Annotated in this window: 9 protein-coding genes and 3 pseudogenes; 5 read left to right on the top strand and 7 right to left on the bottom strand. The window is 59.0% G+C overall.

Features of this window, described 5'->3' with window-relative positions:
* Positions 1 to 359: 359 nt before the first annotated feature.
* Positions 360 to 713: an acetyl-CoA hydrolase/transferase C-terminal domain-containing protein gene (locus P6U30_RS10950; protein ID WP_407169160.1), complete on the top strand. Its 354-nt coding sequence runs from the start codon at positions 360 to 362 to the stop codon at positions 711 to 713.
* A 236-nt stretch (positions 714 to 949) separates the two neighbouring features.
* Positions 950 to 2,286, top strand: a pseudogene (locus tag P6U30_RS10945) (IS5 family transposase); the annotation flags it as partial.
* A 188-nt stretch (positions 2,287 to 2,474) separates the two neighbouring features.
* Here P6U30_RS10945 and folD read toward each other — a convergent pair.
* From folD to P6U30_RS10910, 7 genes are all read right to left on the bottom strand, one after another.
* Positions 2,475 to 3,431: a bifunctional methylenetetrahydrofolate dehydrogenase/methenyltetrahydrofolate cyclohydrolase FolD gene (folD, locus tag P6U30_RS10940; RefSeq protein WP_407170422.1), complete on the bottom strand. Its 957-nt coding sequence runs from the start codon at positions 3,429 to 3,431 to the stop codon at positions 2,475 to 2,477.
* 932 nt (positions 3,432 to 4,363) lie between these two features.
* Complete coding sequence (locus P6U30_RS10935; protein WP_407169159.1) at positions 4,364 to 5,311, bottom strand: electron transfer flavoprotein subunit alpha/FixB family protein; 948 nt, start codon at positions 5,309 to 5,311, stop codon at positions 4,364 to 4,366.
* Positions 5,311 to 6,060: an electron transfer flavoprotein subunit beta/FixA family protein gene (locus P6U30_RS10930; RefSeq protein ID WP_407169158.1), complete on the bottom strand. Its 750-nt coding sequence runs from the start codon at positions 6,058 to 6,060 to the stop codon at positions 5,311 to 5,313. The genes P6U30_RS10935 and P6U30_RS10930 overlap by 1 nt, the downstream gene beginning before the upstream one ends.
* Positions 6,061 to 6,727: 667 nt before the next feature.
* Positions 6,728 to 7,720: an ectoine utilization protein EutC gene (gene eutC, locus P6U30_RS10925; protein ID WP_407169157.1), complete on the bottom strand. Its 993-nt coding sequence runs from the start codon at positions 7,718 to 7,720 to the stop codon at positions 6,728 to 6,730.
* A complete protein-coding gene (eutB, locus tag P6U30_RS10920; protein WP_407169156.1) occupies positions 7,720 to 8,706 on the bottom strand; it encodes a hydroxyectoine utilization dehydratase EutB in 987 nt (328 codons plus the stop codon). The genes eutC and eutB overlap by 1 nt, the downstream gene beginning before the upstream one ends.
* A 674-nt stretch (positions 8,707 to 9,380) precedes the next feature.
* Positions 9,381 to 10,781, bottom strand: a complete 1,401-nt coding sequence (locus P6U30_RS10915; RefSeq protein ID WP_407169155.1) for an aminotransferase — start codon at positions 10,779 to 10,781, stop codon at positions 9,381 to 9,383.
* Positions 10,782 to 10,791: 10 nt separating this feature from the next.
* Complete coding sequence (locus tag P6U30_RS10910) at positions 10,792 to 12,306, bottom strand: NAD-dependent succinate-semialdehyde dehydrogenase (RefSeq protein WP_407169154.1); 1,515 nt, start codon at positions 12,304 to 12,306, stop codon at positions 10,792 to 10,794.
* A gap of 700 nt (positions 12,307 to 13,006) precedes the next feature.
* On the opposite strand from P6U30_RS10910, the pseudogene P6U30_RS10905 reads away from it, so the two are divergent.
* The 3 genes and pseudogenes from P6U30_RS10905 (at position 13,007) to P6U30_RS10895 (ending at position 16,877) form a co-directional block, all read left to right on the top strand.
* Positions 13,007 to 14,500: pseudogene (locus P6U30_RS10905) on the top strand (ISNCY family transposase).
* 551 nt (positions 14,501 to 15,051) lie between these two features.
* Positions 15,052 to 15,537, top strand: a pseudogene (locus tag P6U30_RS10900) (IS630 family transposase); the annotation flags it as partial.
* 521 nt (positions 15,538 to 16,058) lie between these two features.
* Positions 16,059 to 16,877, top strand: a complete 819-nt coding sequence (locus tag P6U30_RS10895; RefSeq protein WP_407169153.1) for a cupin-like domain-containing protein — start codon at positions 16,059 to 16,061, stop codon at positions 16,875 to 16,877.
* Positions 16,878 to 17,036: the final 159 nt, after the last annotated feature.

Here is a 17,036-nt window from a genome sequence, read left to right as displayed (position 1 = left end):
CCGAGACCTAGACTGCGCGTTGGCCCACGACGCCTGCCCTTCGTCTGCCAGGACACCTGGAGATAAGCTTGTGCGCTTTACCCTTGCCGGTTAGGCGACTGACGATCACGGACGCTCTCGCTCGCATGGTCACGAACGGCTTGTCGCCGGCGGCGCTACGATCAAGCAATCGCACGTGCCAAACGCGACGATTGCTCGATTCCGAGAGCCAATGTGTTGTTGTGTCAGCGACTTCAAGAAACTCTTCAAAGGGTCAGGAGTACACTTACAGACGTGATCTCAAGATGTCCTGATCTCGACGAGAAACCGTCGAGAGATACAGCGGCCAGTTTCCAAAGTCGCTCTTCGAGGATCTGCGCATGACTCTGGATTGCGCGAAGGAAATCGCCGCTGTGGCACTGATATCTACTAGGCGACGAAAATTCTCGGCAGCGGGCGGCCGCTCGATCATCGCGCTTCCTGCGACCGTCGGCAACAAGGGCAGCCGGATTGTGCCGACGCTCGGCGGTCCCATGACGACCGGCCGCAGCGAGGTCGACATCATCATCACCGAATTCGGCGCCGCCGAGCTCAAGGGGCAGATGTTCGTCGAGCGTGCTCGACGCATGACCGCGGTCGCACATTCCGACTATCGCGAGGCCTCGCCGAGGCCGCGCGCGCCATCGCAAAAAGGGGATATTGACGACCGCCCCTGTCCTGTTCGAGGCTCGTGACGACGCCACCGCCATCTTGTGCTCGGCGTCCGAGCCCACCACTAGGTGACCCTGTCGACGAAGCTAGCCAATCGTCCGTGAAGAACCTCCCAATCCATTGAGCGGGAGTCAATTTTTTGGAGCGGAGCGAGGTTTGAGATTGCAAGTTTTTTGGGTTCGAAGGCCCGCTTGTAATTTCATTTTTGCGATTCCTTCGAATCGCGGGTCGTGATTCCTTGGTCGCACCGGAGGGGACGATGCGACCCACGGAACGACGGGACAGCGGACAGGCCGATCTTCTGCGGTCGCGGCTGGACGCGATCATCGACATGAACCATGCGCTGGTGAAGCTTTCGCGGGCGATCGACTGGTCGTTCCTCGAGGAGCGGTTTGGCGCGGCCTACGAAGACAAGCCGGGCCGGCCGCCGCTGCCAACGCGGCTGATGGCGGGACTTGCCACCCTCAAGCACACCTACGACGTCTCCGACGAGGCGCTGTGCGAGCGCTGGGTGGAGAATCCCTACTACCAGTTCTTCTGCGGCGAGGAGTTCTTCCAGCACCGCTTGGTGTTCGATCGCTCCTCGCTGACGCCAACGGATGGGCGAGAAGAAGCTGCAAGCGCTGCTGCAGGAGAGCCTCTCGGTCGCCACCAAGACCGAGGCGATCAAGCCGTCCGACCTCAACCGCGCCATCGTCGACACCACGGTGCCGCCCAAGAACGTGATGTTCCCAACCGATGCCAGGCTTCTCAACCGCGCCCGCGAGATCCTGGTCCGGCTGGCAAAACGGCAGGGCCTCGCGTTGCGGCAATCCTATGCGCGGGTGGGCAAGTTCGCGCTGATCAAGCATCAGCGCTATGCCCACGCCAAGCAGTTCGAGCGCGCCAACCGAGCCTTGAGGACGCTCCGAACCTATCTCGACCGCGTCATCCGCGACATCACCTGCAATATCGAAGGCCGCACCGACTTGCGCGGTGAGATTGTCCTCGGCCGCATGCTGGCGCTGGCGCGACGGGTGCTTGACCAGAAGCAGCAACAGCGTGAACCGAAGGTCTACTCGCTGCACGCGCCGGAGGTGGAGTGCATCGGCAAGGGCAAGGCCCACCGGCCTTATGAGTTCGGGGTCAAGGTCTCCGTCACTACGACGCTGGCGCCGGCCCGCGGCGGCCGTTTGTCACCCATGTGACGGCGCTGCCGGGCAACCCCCTATGACGGTCATACGCTCAAGACCGTGGTCCCGGAGATGGAGGATGGAGGCGCTGATTGGCAACATCATCGAGCGGCTCGTTCTCGACAAAGGCTATCGCGGCTACAATGCCCCACCCGACTACAAGTTCAGGGTGTGCATCTCAGGGCAGAAGCGGCGGGTGACGCCCAAGATCAAACGCGAGATGCGCCGCCGCTCGGCCATCGAGCCGGTCATCGGCCATCTCAAATCCGAACATCGGATGGGCCGGAACTATCTCTGGCACGGCCAGGGCGATGCCACCAATGCCGTCCTCGCCGCCGCCGGCGACAACTTCCGTCGCCTCATCCGCTGGCTCGAGCTTCTGTTGCACCAAATCCTTGCCCAGCTCATCCTCCCACTCAGCTCGTTCCGAGCTGAATCGAGTTCTTCACGGACGACTAGCCAGACTCAGCTCAGCCTCAAGAACCGGTTGGATGGCGGGTGGCGGGTTGCCGGGCCCTGTATTGTCACCGACAAGCGGCATGCTTTGTCAAGCGCCACAAACAGAGCGATTGCATGAAGCGGTCCTAAACGGCCGGTGACACCCGGATCCTCCTAAGTTGCCCGCTGCAGATCCACCTCAAGACTTTGCTCTCGGAGACAGGATGGTCCAACGTGGCGAGCTTCGCGATCCATCGCCAACGATAAACCTCGGCGAGAAACTGCCGCATTAACGGTGTTCGCGAGCAAGTAAGCAACAGTCATGGGGCCGACACCGCCAGGCACCGGAGTTATGTAGCTCGCGCGCTTACTCGCTTCCGCGAAAGCTACATCTCCGACAATCTTGGCAGTTCCGGTCGAATCGAGTGCACGATTGATGCCGACATCAATGACAATCGCGCCTGGCTTGAGCCAATCGCCCCGGACCAACCCCGCGCAGCCGGCGGCGGCGACGACAATGTCAGACTTTCGACAGAGGTCCGGCAGGTTTCGCGTCTGGAGCTGCGCGCCTGTCACGGTACATCCAGCATCGCCGAGCAGAAGTGCCAGAGGCTTTCCGACGATATTCGAGCGACCAATGACGACAACATCCTGCCCGTTCAAGTCGCTCACGACGGTCTTGATAAGATGGACAATCCCTAGTGGAGTGCAAGGGACGAGAGCCGGTCGACCCGCTGCCAATCTGCCAACATTGTACGGATGAAAGCCGTCCACGTCCTTGGCCGGATTGATTGCCTCCAGCACCCGCCAAAGGTCGATGTGCCCGGGCAGCGGAAGCTGAACAAGGAGGCCATCGATGGAATCGTCAGCGTTAAGCTCATCGATTAATCCTAGCAGATCGGCTTCATAGACATTGCTCGGCAGCAGGAATTGCTGAGATCTGAATCCCACGGCGTGCGCTTGTCTGGCTTTCATCTTTACATAAACCGAACTGGCCGGATCCTCTCCGACTAGCACGACCGCCAAGCCCGGCGTGACATTACATTCGGTTTGGAGCAACGCCACATCGCGCGCGACGCGAGCCCTAAGGGCCTCGGCGATGGTCTTTCCATTAATTTGGATAGCTTTCATGTTTAAGTCCTGAGGACGTCCGTCAAGATAGCTGTCGAGCTCTCTCGACGATGCAAGCACGCCGACGTTGCACAATGCGGCGAGCTCAAATTCGGAGGTTAAACCGCGCGGCTTTTGATGTCGCAGCATGAAATGCGACGAGGTCACCAAAGTTGTCGGAACGTTCGGTATGGCTAAGAGTGCCGAATGGCATAACGTAGCGAGTATTTTGCGCAGATATATCGGGCTCCTGAAGCCGAAATTTCCTAATATTGCCCCGCTCGCTCCGAAATTCTGCGACTGATTAGGAGAAATCGCCGCCTTTTCACTAGGGCGTCCACCTGCGGTTCTACGCGAGTAAGGCACGAGAGACGAAATGAACTTTGGTGCGATCGAGCCAGCGGGACTTACTGAGGAAGTGAAGCTGGTGTATAGCGTCTTCCGTCCTCCCTCCAATCATAGCAAATCGCGAGTCGATCAGACGCGCTATCGCCGTTCATAGATCGAGCCGAGAGCTATGAGCATCAGCTCCAGGAGATCCATGCCTCCGCCCGGGCAGTGGCGAACATCATAAGCCTCTTGCCCGTACTCATGCGGTTTAACTCTCGGAAGCTTGCGACGACAGGCAATGGTGAGGCATGCAGCACCACGCGATCACGCTCGTCAGCAGCATCGAGCGCCGGCCTTGATTATCCAAGCTTCGTTTTAGGCGATTGATTTGGAAGGAGTTACAGTGATCTCCGGTGCAATCGCGCCCTGCGCATCTAGGTAGCGCCCAACCCAAGAGGTACGCCAAGATTCATTGACAATCTCTGCGTTCAAGCGAACCACTCATCTCGTCGAAGTCCTTGTTACGCAGCATGAGCGTTGCTGAACAACGCGCGAACCCTAGCGAACTTTCTCCACAAGAGATACCAGCCGGCTTTTGGCCGCCCCAGCCAATTGTCCTAAGCTTACTTGTCGATTTTACCGAGCGCTTCGGTCAGCTCCGGAACCGCCTGATAGAGGTCCGCGACCAGGCCGTAATCGGCGACCTGGAAGATCGGCGCGTCCTCATCCTTGTTAATGGCGACGATCACCTTGGAGTCCTTCATGCCGGCCAGGTGCTGGATCGCGCCGGAGATGCCGATCGCGACATAGAGTTCCGGGGCGACCACCTTGCCGGTTTGGCCGACCTGCCAGTCGTTCGGCGCATAGCCGGCATCGACCGCGGCACGCGAGGCGCCGACGCCGGCGCCGAGCTTGTCGGCGAGCGGCTCGATGTACTTGGTGAAGTTCTCGCGGCTCTGCATCGCGCGACCACCGGACACGATGATCTTGGCCGAGGTCAGCTCCGGCCGGTCGCTCTTGGCAACTTCCTCGCCGATGAACGAGGAGAGGCCCGGATCGGCCGCCGCCGCGACGGTCTCGATCGCCGCACTGCCGCCCTCGCCGGTCGCGGCGAAGGTCGAGGTGCGTACCGTGATGACCTTCTTGGCGTCCTTCGACTTCACGGTCTGGATCGCGTTGCCGGCATAGATCGGCCGCTCGAAAGTGTCGGGCGCGACCACCTTGATGATCTCGGAGACCTGCATGACGTCAAGCAGCGCTGCGACGCGCGGCATCACGTTCTTGAAGCGTGAGGTCGCAGGCGCGACGATCGCATCATAGCTGCCGGCGAGCGAGACGATCAGCGCGGCCAGCGGCTCGGCAAGGTCGTGCTCATAGGCGGCCCCTTCGGCCACCAGCACCTTCTTGACGCCGGTGAGCTTGGCTGCGGCTTCCGCTGCCGCCTTGGTGCCCTGGCCGCCGGCGATCAGCACATGAACGTCGCCGCCGAGCTGGCTTGCCGCGGTCAGCGCCTTGTTGGTGGAGTCCTTCAGGGTCTCGTGGTGGTGTTCGGCAATCAAAAGCGTCGTCATCAGAGAACCCCGGCTTCGGTCTTGAGCTTGCTAACGAGTTCGGCGACGTCCTTGACCTTGACGCCCGCCTTGCGGCCTGCCGGTTCCGCGGTCTTCAGTACTTCAAGGCGCGGCGTGAGATCGACGCCGTAATCCGACGCACTCTTGTCGTCGATCGGCTTCTTCTTCGCTTTCATGATGTTGGGCAGCGACGCATAGCGCGGCTCGTTGAGGCGGAGGTCGGTGGTGACGATCGCCGGGCCCTTGAGCTTGACGGTCTGCAGGCCGCCATCGACTTCGCGTGTGACCTTGAAGTCGGAACCATCGACCTCGAGCTTGGAGGCGAAGGTCGCCTGCGACCAGCCGAGCAGCGCCGCCAGCATCTGACCGGTCTGATTGGAATCGTCGTCGATCGCCTGCTTGCCGAGAATGACGAGGCCGGGCTTCTCCGCCTCAACCACCGACTTCAGGATCTTCGCAACGCCGAGCGGTTCAACATTGCCCTCGGCCTTGACGAGGATGCCGCGGTCGGCGCCCATCGCGAGACCGGTGCGGATGGTCTCGGAAGCCTGCGCCGGTCCGATCGACACCACCACCACCTCGGTCGCCTTGCCGGCTTCCTTGAGCCGCAACGCTTCCTCGACGGCGATTTCGTCGAACGGGTTCATCGACATCTTGACGTTGGCGAGCTCGACGCCCGATCCGTCACTCTTGACGCGGACCTTGACGTTGTAGTCGACGACCCGCTTTACCGGCACAAGAACCTTCATCGATTCTCTCGCTCACAATTAGTCGGGTTTGCCGGCTGGGCGCGGACCTAGAGTCGCGCTCATTAGCGTGCTTACCTGCTTGTTTCCTGAATCACGCTCATATATGGATGGCAATGGACCATGCGTGATGGCCAACCAGTCTCGATCAGAGCATCGAACTAATGACGTCGTGAAGGAAGAAGCCATCTAAGACAAGACCCATGATCCGCTTAGCCGAGTGTACCACGCAAAACTCCGATTGCCATTGCCGCCATGGGATGGGAATGCGGTCACGTCTCGCTCGAGCTATCGTTTGCTGAAAGGAGCGCTCGAGAGACTCCGGTAACGACGGAGGCTCGAGGTGACATGCCTATGTCTAATCGCGGATTTGGGCCGCAAAAAGGACGCAAGGTTTTGGCCGCCATAAGTAGTTTGATCTTCGCGGGCGGAGGAGCGCCTGCGGCCCTTTGTCATGACTTTAGGTCCTTCTGTCAGCTATGGGGTTTTTCACTGAGCACTGCCGCAAACCAGCGCACCGGCTCGGTTTGTGTACAGCCCCACCTGCTCTCGTGCATGGCAGCTCTGTCAGAACTCTAGGCGGCATAAGCATGAGGGTTTCGATAGCATTTCGGTAAGTTGGGGTCAGCCGTGACTCTATCTTATTCGCGCCCAAAGCCATGGCAGCCTCTTAGCCTTCGAATTCTGCGCCGACTTGCGCCACTTGCGCGCGTGCGAACGCCAAGTTGGCGATGGCAGTGTCCTGGACGCCCGTGCCAGTAAGATCGGCAACGGTGATCTGCCGGTCGTCGATGCGCCCCGATTTCGCCTTGGAAATAATCTGCCCAAGTTCGGGAAAGTTTGCCTCCTCCGCCACTGCACCGGTCGAGATTGCGTGATGAAGCTCGCCCAAGCGTCGCGTCTGCGTGAGGCTATCCGCAACATAGAGATCGGCACGGGCGATCGCGGCCGGGTCAAGCTCATTCTTGTATTCGGCGTCCGATCCCATCGCGGTCACGTGGTGTCCAGGTTGCAGCCACGTTGCACTCAGGATCGGTTGATCAGCGGGCGTCGTTGTGACAATAACATGTGAGCCAGCCACGGCCTCAATCGGTTCCAGACATGCCGTTACGGAAAAGCCCAGTTCCACGGAGAGCTCCTGCGCAACCTTTCGGGTCTTGGAGGCATCGCGCGCCCAGATACGAGCTTCGTGGATCGGCCGAACCAGCGTCAGCGCGCGCAATTGCAACTTTGCCTGCATTCCGGCACCTAGAATTGCGGCCACGCACGCGTCTTTGCGGGCGAGATACTTCGCTGCCACTGCACCTGCGGCAGCGGTACGCACGTCGGTCAAATAGCCGTTGTCCAGCAGCAACGCTTGGACCAGACCGGTTTTGCTGGAAAGCAGCACCATCATGCCGCTGGTGCTAGGCAGGCCGATCTTCGGATTATCAAAGAAGCCCGGACTGATCTTAATGGCGAGGCTGTCAAGACCCGGCACATAGGCGGTCTTGACGTCCACCTCGCCCCGATGTTGGGGAATATCCAGCCGGAGGACTGGCGGCATCACGACTGCCTTGGTGGCGAGCGAATGGAACGCATCCTCGACGCATTGCACCGCATCGAGGTCGAACGGCGCGATTTGCCGAAGATCGCGCTCCGTCAGAATTTTCACTCTTCGCATCAGACCTCCTCCTTGAACGGATCGCAGTCCCCGTTTATGACGCGGCGGTGCAGTTCCATATCGATATTCCGGCCCGAGAGCACGACCGCGACCGGCCCCCGTAATCCAGCGATGTTGCCAGCGAGCAGCGCTGCTATGCCGACGGCGCCTGCGCCTTCGAGGATCTCGCGTTCTTTCTCGTAGGCATATCGAATGCCGCCCGCGATCTCGCTCTCGCTTAGCAAAACTACGTCATCGACAAGGGCTCGGCACATGGCGAAGGTCACCTTGTTGTCGAGGCCGACGCCGCCGCCGAGCGAGTCGGCAAGGCTGGGAAATTCCTTGACCTGCACCGGTCGGCCTGCGTCGAGACTCGCCTTCATCGCTGCGCCGCGCTCCATAGTGATTCCTATAATCCTCGTACGCGGGCGTATGCCCTTGACCGCTGCAGCGATGCCGGCCAGCAGCCCGCCGCCGGAGAGCGGCACGAGCACGGTGGCGACATCCGGCATCGCCTCGACGATTTCGAGACCGATGGTCCCTTGTCCGGCCACGACGTCCGGATGATCGAACGGCGGCACCCTGACGAATCCATTTTTAGCCACCAAGCGGTCGACCTCCTGCTGCGCTTCGTCGTGCGAACTGCCAATGATCTGCACGTCTGCGCCAAGGCGTCGGATTTCTAAGACTTTGTTTTTAGGCACCAGCCGCGACATGCAGATCGTCGCACGCGAACCCACCGCTTTGGCTGCATGAGAAAGCGCTCGACCATGATTTCCCGTCGAGGCAGCGATGACTCCGCACGCCCGCTCGGCTTCGGTGAGTTTGAGGATCGCATTGGTCGCACCGCGCAATTTGAAACTGCCGGTCGTCTGATAATGTTCAAGCTTTAGGCGCACCGGAACGCCGCAAATATACGAGAGCGTCGGCGAGTGTACGAGTGGCGTCGAGAGGATGTGACCGGCGATGCGCCCGCGCGCATCCTGAATAGTATCGAGATCAATCATAGACATTCCTCGAATCAAGCAACGACGCCCTCAGGAGATGGACCCAATCGTCATCCGGTAGATCCCTCCCGCGACGCCCGGAATGGTCGGGAAATCGAACTCAGACCGACGTCGGCAGCATTGGCGCTTGGCGGAAGGCTTCGTTCGACCTTGAGGTCTCCAGGGAGAAGATAGGGTTTGCGACCTCATAAAACCGAGCATAGTTCGGTTGGAAGCTGAATTAGGTAATGTAGAGGCCACGCATTGCCGAAATTCGGCGTCCAATCGGCAGAATGCAAACCTTCGATGCCTCATGACCGGACTAGGATTGGCCTCGACACATACCTTCCGGTCGCAAGTCCAGCGACATCGCGCCGCTTACATTCCAGATGTTGCTCGGGCCATACGCAACCTGATTTTGGACGAGAAAGCAGCCGTGAAGCTCTGGCGAAGTCGGCGGCATACGTGAACTGATCCACACGTGTGACCCAGCCGCCGCCCCGCAGACCGTCGAACTTGTTCGCGGCGCGGAGAACTGGGAGATCGCCTTGCCTATTGTGAAAGCGGGACGTTTCGGAGTCGCTTACTGGACAAGAAGGTGCGGAACGCGCTCAGAGAGCCAGGCCCGAAGTCTGCTGCCACGGCAAATGCCTCCCCGAGGATGGACATAGATTCACAGCGGTATGCATCCAGATTCATTGGATCACTGATTCCTTTACGAGTTCGTCCATTACCTGCTTCGTCGCCCGATACGCTAGATCAACAATCTCATCGATCTCACTTTCGGACACAACGAGCGGCGGGGCAAAACCAATAATATCTCCGTGCGGCATTGCGCGCGCAATAAGTCCGCGATCACGAGCAGCCTTCGAGATGCGCGCGCCGACCTTGAGTTGCGGATCAAATCGCTGTTTCGTCTGGCGATCGGCAACAAGCTCGATGGCGCCGAGCAAGCCTATACCTCGTACTTCACCGACGATTTCCAGTTGCGCAAACCGTTCCTTGAGTCGCCTAAGGAGGTGCGAGCCGACGATTCTGGCGCGCTCGCTTAGCCGTTCCTTCTCAACAATATCGAGGACTGCGTTCGCAGCAGCGGCAGCAATTGGATGACCCGAATAGGTATATCCATGTGAAAATGCCCCCACTCGATCTGCTGCTTCCTCCATAACTGCGTAAACCTTCTTTCCAACTATGGCTCCCGAGAGCGGCACGTATCCAGATGTCAGACCTTTCGCAACTGTCACCAGATCTGGCTCGATCCCATACAGAGTGCTACCGAAATCAGCGCCGGTTCGACCGAATCCACAAATCACCTCGTCGGCGATCAGAAGAATGTCATAGCGCCTGAGCACGGCCTGAACCTCGCGCCAGTAGCCGGTAGGAGGCGGCGTGATACCGCCCGTACCCAGCACCGGCTCAGCAATAAAGGCACCGATTGTTTCGGGACCCTCTCGGACGATCAGCTCCTCAAGCTCAGCTGCACGCCGGCTAGAAAAGGACTCCTCCGTCTCGCCTGGCTCGGCGCCCCAATAGTGGTGCGGTGTGCCTGTATGCAAAATGCCGGGAAAGGGAAGGTCCATGTGATCGTGGTAGAATGACATACCAGTCATTGAACCGGAAATCACTGAGCAGCCATGGTAGCCTCGCTCACGCGAGATGATCTTCTTCTTCTTAGGGTAGCCCCGTAAATTGTTGTAATACCAGACGAGCTTAACTTGCGTTTCGTTGGCATCCGACCCGGACATCCCGAAGAATACCTTGCTCGGATTACCCGGTGCCATTCGCACGAGACGATCCGACAGAATTGCCAGCTCTTCAGTCGTGTGCGCCGCATATGTGTGATAGTATGCAAGCTTGTAGGCCTGCCGGGCGATGGCCTCAGCTACTTCGGTCCGGCCGTATCCGATATTTACACAGTAGAGGCCAGCGAAGGCGTCAATGTAACTACGCCCCCCCGCGTCTTCGATGCGGATTCCTTCCCCCCCCGCGACAATCGTAGGATCACCAATCTTACCTGTGGCAAATTCCTTCAGCTGAGTGAAAGGATGCAGAACCGTCGATCGGTCACGTTCAGCGATAGTTTTGATATCAATCATTTCGGTTCTCCTAAGCCGCCAAATCGCCGAAGCAGACGTATTTCAGTTCCATGTACTCCGCCAAACCGTGCCGCGACCCTTCGCGACCGAGCCCAGATTGCTTCCATCCGCCGAACGGAATGGGCGGGCCTGTGAATGACGCTGTATTGACGGCAAGCATGCCGCACTCAATCTGCTCAGAAAGTCTGAGCGCTCGACGTAGATCGTCCGTATAGACGTATCCAGCCAATCCCATTTCGCTAGCATTAGCTCGGGCTATGACCTCTTCTTCAGAATCGAACGGCAGTACAGCTGCTACCGGCCCAAACGTTTCCTCATGCGCGATCAGCATGTCTTCATTGACTTCACTCAGCAGCGTCGGAAGAACGAAGTTTGGGCCTAGACTTGCGCCTTGATTCGCGGAGACGATTCGCGCCCCCTTTGTCACCGCATCATCGATTTGGTTTCTGCACTTGTTGGCGACCGACAACTTCGTCATTGGCCCGATATCCGTTGCAGGCTCCAGGCCATGACCGATGTTGAGCTGAGCCATCGCCCCAGCAAACGCCTCGACGAAGGCACCATAGATGCCCCGTTGTACGTAGATGCGGTTAGCGGCCAGACAATCCTGACCCGAGGTGGCAAATTTTGCGGCCATCGCCCCTTTGACGGCCTTCCTAAGGTCGACGTCGTCAAAGATTACGAAGGGAGCATGCCCCCCCAGCTCGAGTGAAACCTTCTTTACTGTGTCGGCTGCACCTTCCAAAAGCAGACGGCCAACTTGGGTAGAACCGGTGAACGAGAGAGCGCGTATTCTTGTATCGAGCAACAGAGGTGTCGAAAGTTCGATCGGATTGCCGACGAGCACTTGAAAGACACCGCGAGGGACCCCGGCCTCCTCGGCCAATCGAGCGACAGCAAGCGCAGAGAGCGGCGTCTCGGGAGCAGGCTTCACAATCATCGGACAACCAGCTGCAAGAGCGGCGCCCGCCTTTCGGGTAATCATGGCGATAGGGAAATTCCACGGGGTGATCGCAGCCGCAGCACCAGCTGGTTGCATTCGCACTTGAACTAGACTTCCAGGCTTGTGGCAGGGGATCGTTTCGCCATATGCGCGCTCCCCCTCCGCAGCAAACCACTCGAGAAATCCAGCACCGTACGCAATTTCGTACCGCGCCTCAGCAATCGGCTTGCCTTGCTCGCTCGTGACCAGGATGGCGAGCTCTTCCGAATGGTCGCGCATCAACGACGCCCACGACCGGAGGATCGCGCCGCGCTGTACTGGCAACAATTCTCGCCAGACGGGAAAGGCTCGTTCGGCCGCGGCGATCGCCAGGCTCACATCAGCGGCACCGCAACGAGCAACATCAGCAATCTCCTCGCCAGTCGCCGGATCGATAACAACGTCTCTTCGCTCGCTCGCAATCCAGCTGCCGTCAATGAGCGCGGCCCCCGAAACGAAATCTCGACGACGCAGGTTTTGCAGGCGCTTCCTAGCGAGACCGGTCCAATGAGGACTTTTAGGTCGAATACCTTGGAAGGTCATTTGACGGTTTCCACACGGTCATTTGTTGAAATTGCCTATACCAATAATGATACTGATATCGCATAAATATTTGCGTCGCGTTTCCCGTCCTTCGGACGATTTCCTGCAAGTCGCGGCGACTTTGCGACTAAAATACACCTGAAGGCTTTGCGGTGTTGTCCAGAATCTTTCGCACTTTTGATCAAGCAACGGCTCCGGTTTCAGAGACCTTCTGCTGATTGATATCGCGCTCGTGTATTCATGTAGCATTTAGTCGATCACGCCCTTCCGGCTACGTGTTGCAGGCCGATCGCCGCCTAATTGAGACAGGATTGGCTGTCAGGAAAGGCGTGGACGACACGGGTTCGTCGCTGGATCTCCTTCATGATGCAACGGATTGTTCGTTCGAATCTTACACCAATGGATGCCCGGAACGGCGTAGTCGGTGAGCGTCTCGTGAACCACCTGCTCGACGAGATCAGCAGCTCTGGCCACGTGGCTTGCCGCAGATTCGCGATGACGGTCCTGGTCTTCTCGCCGGCCGCGGCGCGGCTCTCCTGCGCCTGAATAGCCTTGAGCATCTGGCTCACCTGGTCGACGCACGCGACTGAAGAGGCACGCATTGCCTCGCCCTAAATGTTACCGGATGCTGAGCCGTTGCCTCACGTAAATTGCTCCCTTGGACTGGGAACGAGCGGGGGCAAAGATGGGGTAGCTGAGCATGGCGACGCGGAAGGAACTGACGGCGGCGGTAGCCGCGCGCTATCGGACGTCGGATCGCGCGAAGAAGGCGCGGATATTGGACGAGTTCGTCGACATCACCGGATTCCATCGCAAGCACGCGATGCGACTGCTTCGAGGTCAGGAAGACGTACGCCCAGGTCGGCGGGCGCGACGTCGAGTCTATTCCGAGGCGGAACACAACGCGCTCGCGCTTCTTTGGGAGGCGTCAGACCGGATCTGCGGGAAGCGGCTGAAGGCGTTGATGCCTGCGCTGATCGAGGCGATGGAACGGCACGGCCACCTCGACCTCGCTCCCGAGATCCGCGACAAACTTCTGGCCATGAGCGCTGCGACGATCGACCGCGCATTGGCGCGGGGTGCGATACGGGTTAGGTCGCAAGCGCCGGCGGCCCGCGACGCACGCCTTGCGTCGCAGGATTTCAATACGGACGTCGGCAGATTGGAACGATCCGGCGCCGGGTTTTGTCGAAGCGGACCTCGTAGCGCACAGCGGTCCATCGGCGCGCGGCAGCTTCATCCAGATCCTCGTGCTCACCGACGTCGCGACCGGTTGGACAGAGTGCGCTCCATTGATTGTGCGCGAACAGACGCTGCTGAGCACTGTGCTGACGGAATTGCGCAAACAATTGCCCTTCGCGCTGCTCGGCCTCGATACGGACAACGACACCGTGTTTATGAACGAGACGCTGAAGGCCTACTGCGATGCGGGCAACATCGTCCTCACGCGTTGCCGGCCCTACCGCAAGAACGACCAGGCGTTCGTCGAGCAGAAGAACGGCGCGGTCGTGCGCAGGATGGTCGGCTATCGCCGGTTCGAGGGCCTGGAGGCGGCTACACTGCTTGCTCAACTCTACCGATCGGCGCGGCTGTTCGCGAACTTCTTCCAGCCTTCGTTCAAGTTGATAGCCAAACAGCGCGACGGTGCGCGTGTGCGCAAGACGTACAGCGCGCCGGCGACGCCACACCAGCGCTTGGCTGCCGACGCTCGCACGCCCGAAGCGGTTCGCGCCCATCTCCAGGAAATCTATGCCGCTCTCGACCCGGTCGCGTTGCTGCACGATATCCGCGCCGCACAGGAGCGCCTCGCGGCGCTCGCGGATGTCCAGCCAATCGTCGATCCTGCCATGGCATCGCAACCGATCGATCTCTTCTTGGCAAGCCTGCGAACCGCCTGGAAGGACGGAGGTGTGCGACCGACGGATCGGCCAATCGTGAAAGCGAAGAGAGGTCGGCGTCGTCCCGACCCGCTCATCCGGGTCACGCCAGATTTGCGAAAATGGTTTGAGGCCAAGCCTTGGCGGACCGGTAGTGAACTGCTCTCCCGATTACAGGTAGAATATCCCGGGGCCTATTCGAACTTCGAACGCTTCAGCGCCGCTTGAAATCCTGGCGCAGCGAGCAAGCAAATGCATTGCTGTTCGTCCCCTCGGAGAAGACGCCGTCGACGTATGAGATCACAATACCCCAGTGACGAGCCAGGAACGAGCGGAGGAGGCCGGGAACAAAATAAATGAGGCAACGGACCGTACTCGGAGCATGGATACGTGAGGCAATACGCACTCTCATCCTGATTGTCGCGCCATACCGGATCGATCTTAACGGCGAGACCCTGCGGCGAACCCGCAAGCCCGGCCGAAAGGCCTAAGCCGGTGGCGCTGTGGACATGCCGCTGCGCTTGGACAACGCGAAGAGCGTTGCCCTCATGCCCACAGCAGGAGCAGCAAAAAACGAGTACTTCGAGCCGCGATTCAAGATTGACCACGCGGCTTCGCCGGTGCCAGAAACCAGGCAGCCAGAACGCCTCGCGCCCCGGGCGATATCAAATCGGAATGGTGGGCGAGATCATCTCGGAATCCTGGGCGAGATCAAATCGGTACACCCGGGCGAGATAATCGGAATCCGCAAACCACTGGCAGTTCTTCGGAACGATCATGTTCACCTGACGGGAGCGGTGTGAGCCGAGAGGTTCACGCACCGTTCTGCGAGAGGCCGGGGGTGAAAATCCCCTGGCCTACTCATCCTTGGACCAGGACCGATATGGCGCCCTTGCGAGGATGGGCGCCGCACGAGCACAGACTTTACGCCAAGGTTCCACACGCCCGCTGGAAGACCATGACCTTCTTGGCGGCCCTGCGCCATGACCGGATCGATGCGCCATGGTTCATCGAGGGGCCGATCGATGGCGTGAGCTTCCGCACCTATGTCGAGAAGGTTCTTCTGCCCGTCCTTCGACCCGGCGATATCGTCGTCTTGGATAACCTCGGCAGCCACAGGAGCAAAGCAGTTCGCCACCTCATCCGTTCGGTCGGCGCCAAACTCTTCTTCCTGCCAAAATACTCGCCCGACCTGAACCCGATCGAACAGGTCTTTGCCAAGCTCAAGCACCTGCTCCGAAAAGCTGCCGCGCGAACCGTCGATGCAGTCTGCGCCGCAATCGCCCAGGCACTTCATGCCTTCACCCCTGGTGAATGCGCCAACTACCTCAAAAACTCAGGCTATCGAACCTAATGCCATCACGCTTTAGCGCGCACTGGCACGCTTAGCGGCTTTAGGGCAGCCCGATTCACATACGACGGATAGGTTCCGGCGAGACGACCATACATGTCATCACCCCGTCTCCTTGAGCATGCGATGCCGTTCCGGGACAACAATCTCAAACTATAGATCTTGGTAGTTTCAAAGTGTGGCCTTCCATGTAGTCTGAACCTTGCTCTCACTAGGCATGGGGACCATTGTCCGAATTGCTTTCCGCCCAGACTGTCCGCGGACCAGCTGGTTAGCGAAGCGGTTGCTTCCATGATTACTGTTCATCGTTCCCGATCAACTGGATTGGCTCCGGTCGCGGCGGAAGTTGTCATTCAACGTAACTACGTCGAAGAGAGGATCAAAAAATGGCTGAAATAACAGTAGTAACATCGCCACAAGCGCCACGCGATCGATCGTCGACGCTACAGGACTCGAGCTCACCATGGGTATCAATCGTAACACAGCTATCTGACCAGGACTTTGTGGCGAATTACCGAGATGCAATGCGGCCAGTTCTCCTACGAGGCGGCTGCGCGGCTTGGAGCGCCTGCCGACGCTGGTCCCCTCAGCATTTTGACAAGGTCGCCGGATCACTTACGGTGCCCGTCAAAACGCTTAACGGCAGCGAGATCGAGGTTTCTTCTTGGCGCCTCGCGGAATACGCACGGTTCATCATGGAACAGCCGGCGGACGCGGATGGAGCCTTGTCGAACGCGGCAAAAATTCCTTACTGTCATGACATTCCACTACTGGGCTTGGTGGAAAGCCTGGCAGAGGATTGTCAGCCCTTTCCCGCAAACTTTCTTAGTCCCTGGTATCGTCGGCATTGGTGGCGCTACTCGCAGTTCTTCATGGGCCCGGCAGGCTCGGTTACCCCGCTCCACTTCGACAGCCTCCTCACTCATAATCTCTTCTTCCAGATCTACGGCGCGAAGCAGTTCATCCTCATTCCACCTAACCAAACTACATGCTGTGGACGCCGTGGCTGGAGGTGGTTTGATGTGGACCCCGAGCAACCAGACTATGTGCGCTTTCCGCAGTACAAGCAAGCGACGCCCGCCGTCATCACCGTAAGTGCTGGCGACGTCCTGTTTATGCCGGCTGGAACCCTCCACCACGTTCGCAGCTTATCCGCCTCGATTTCCTTTGCTATCGATTGGCACACAAGACGGAGTGTATTACGTGCGCTGGCGCAGTCAAACAAGGGAATGCCGAGAAAGGTCGTGTATTACAATGCGATCACGGCATTGACGGCAATTACAAAAATACCTGAAGCCATCACGTTTCCGTTGTACCGGCCCTATTTGAGTTACGTAAGCTGATAGAATGAAAAGGCCGCAAGCACTGCGCAATGGACATCGCATTGAGCACGATTCGAAGAGTTGTCCGAGGTCGTGCCGATCAAACGGAACCTGCCCGACAAATGATTCCGAACTGAGCAAAGGAGCGCGGACAGCGCAAGACGTCATCATTTTCTGGCG

The sequence above is a fragment of the Bradyrhizobium sp. ORS 111 genome, from assembly GCF_045571485.1.
Taxonomy (GTDB): domain Bacteria; phylum Pseudomonadota; class Alphaproteobacteria; order Rhizobiales; family Xanthobacteraceae; genus Bradyrhizobium.
Note: the sequence above shows the minus strand (reverse complement) of the source record. Positions and strands in the feature narration are given on the sequence as shown.

Coding starts and splice junctions, on each gene's coding strand:
- P6U30_RS10895 (WP_407169153.1), top strand. CDS start 16,059: ATGCGGCCAGTTCTCCTACGAGGCGGCTGCGCGGCTTGGAGCGCCTGC.
- P6U30_RS10950 (WP_407169160.1), top strand. CDS start 360: ATGACTCTGGATTGCGCGAAGGAAATCGCCGCTGTGGCACTGATATCT.
- folD (WP_407170422.1), bottom strand. CDS start 3,431: ATGAAAGCTATCCAAATTAATGGAAAGACCATCGCCGAGGCCCTTAGG.
- eutB (WP_407169156.1), bottom strand. CDS start 8,706: ATGATTGATCTCGATACTATTCAGGATGCGCGCGGGCGCATCGCCGGT.
- eutC (WP_407169157.1), bottom strand. CDS start 7,720: ATGCGAAGAGTGAAAATTCTGACGGAGCGCGATCTTCGGCAAATCGCG.
- P6U30_RS10935 (WP_407169159.1), bottom strand. CDS start 5,311: ATGACGACGCTTTTGATTGCCGAACACCACCACGAGACCCTGAAGGAC.
- P6U30_RS10930 (WP_407169158.1), bottom strand. CDS start 6,060: ATGAAGGTTCTTGTGCCGGTAAAGCGGGTCGTCGACTACAACGTCAAG.
- P6U30_RS10915 (WP_407169155.1), bottom strand. CDS start 10,781: ATGATTGATATCAAAACTATCGCTGAACGTGACCGATCGACGGTTCTG.
- P6U30_RS10910 (WP_407169154.1), bottom strand. CDS start 12,306: ATGACCTTCCAAGGTATTCGACCTAAAAGTCCTCATTGGACCGGTCTC.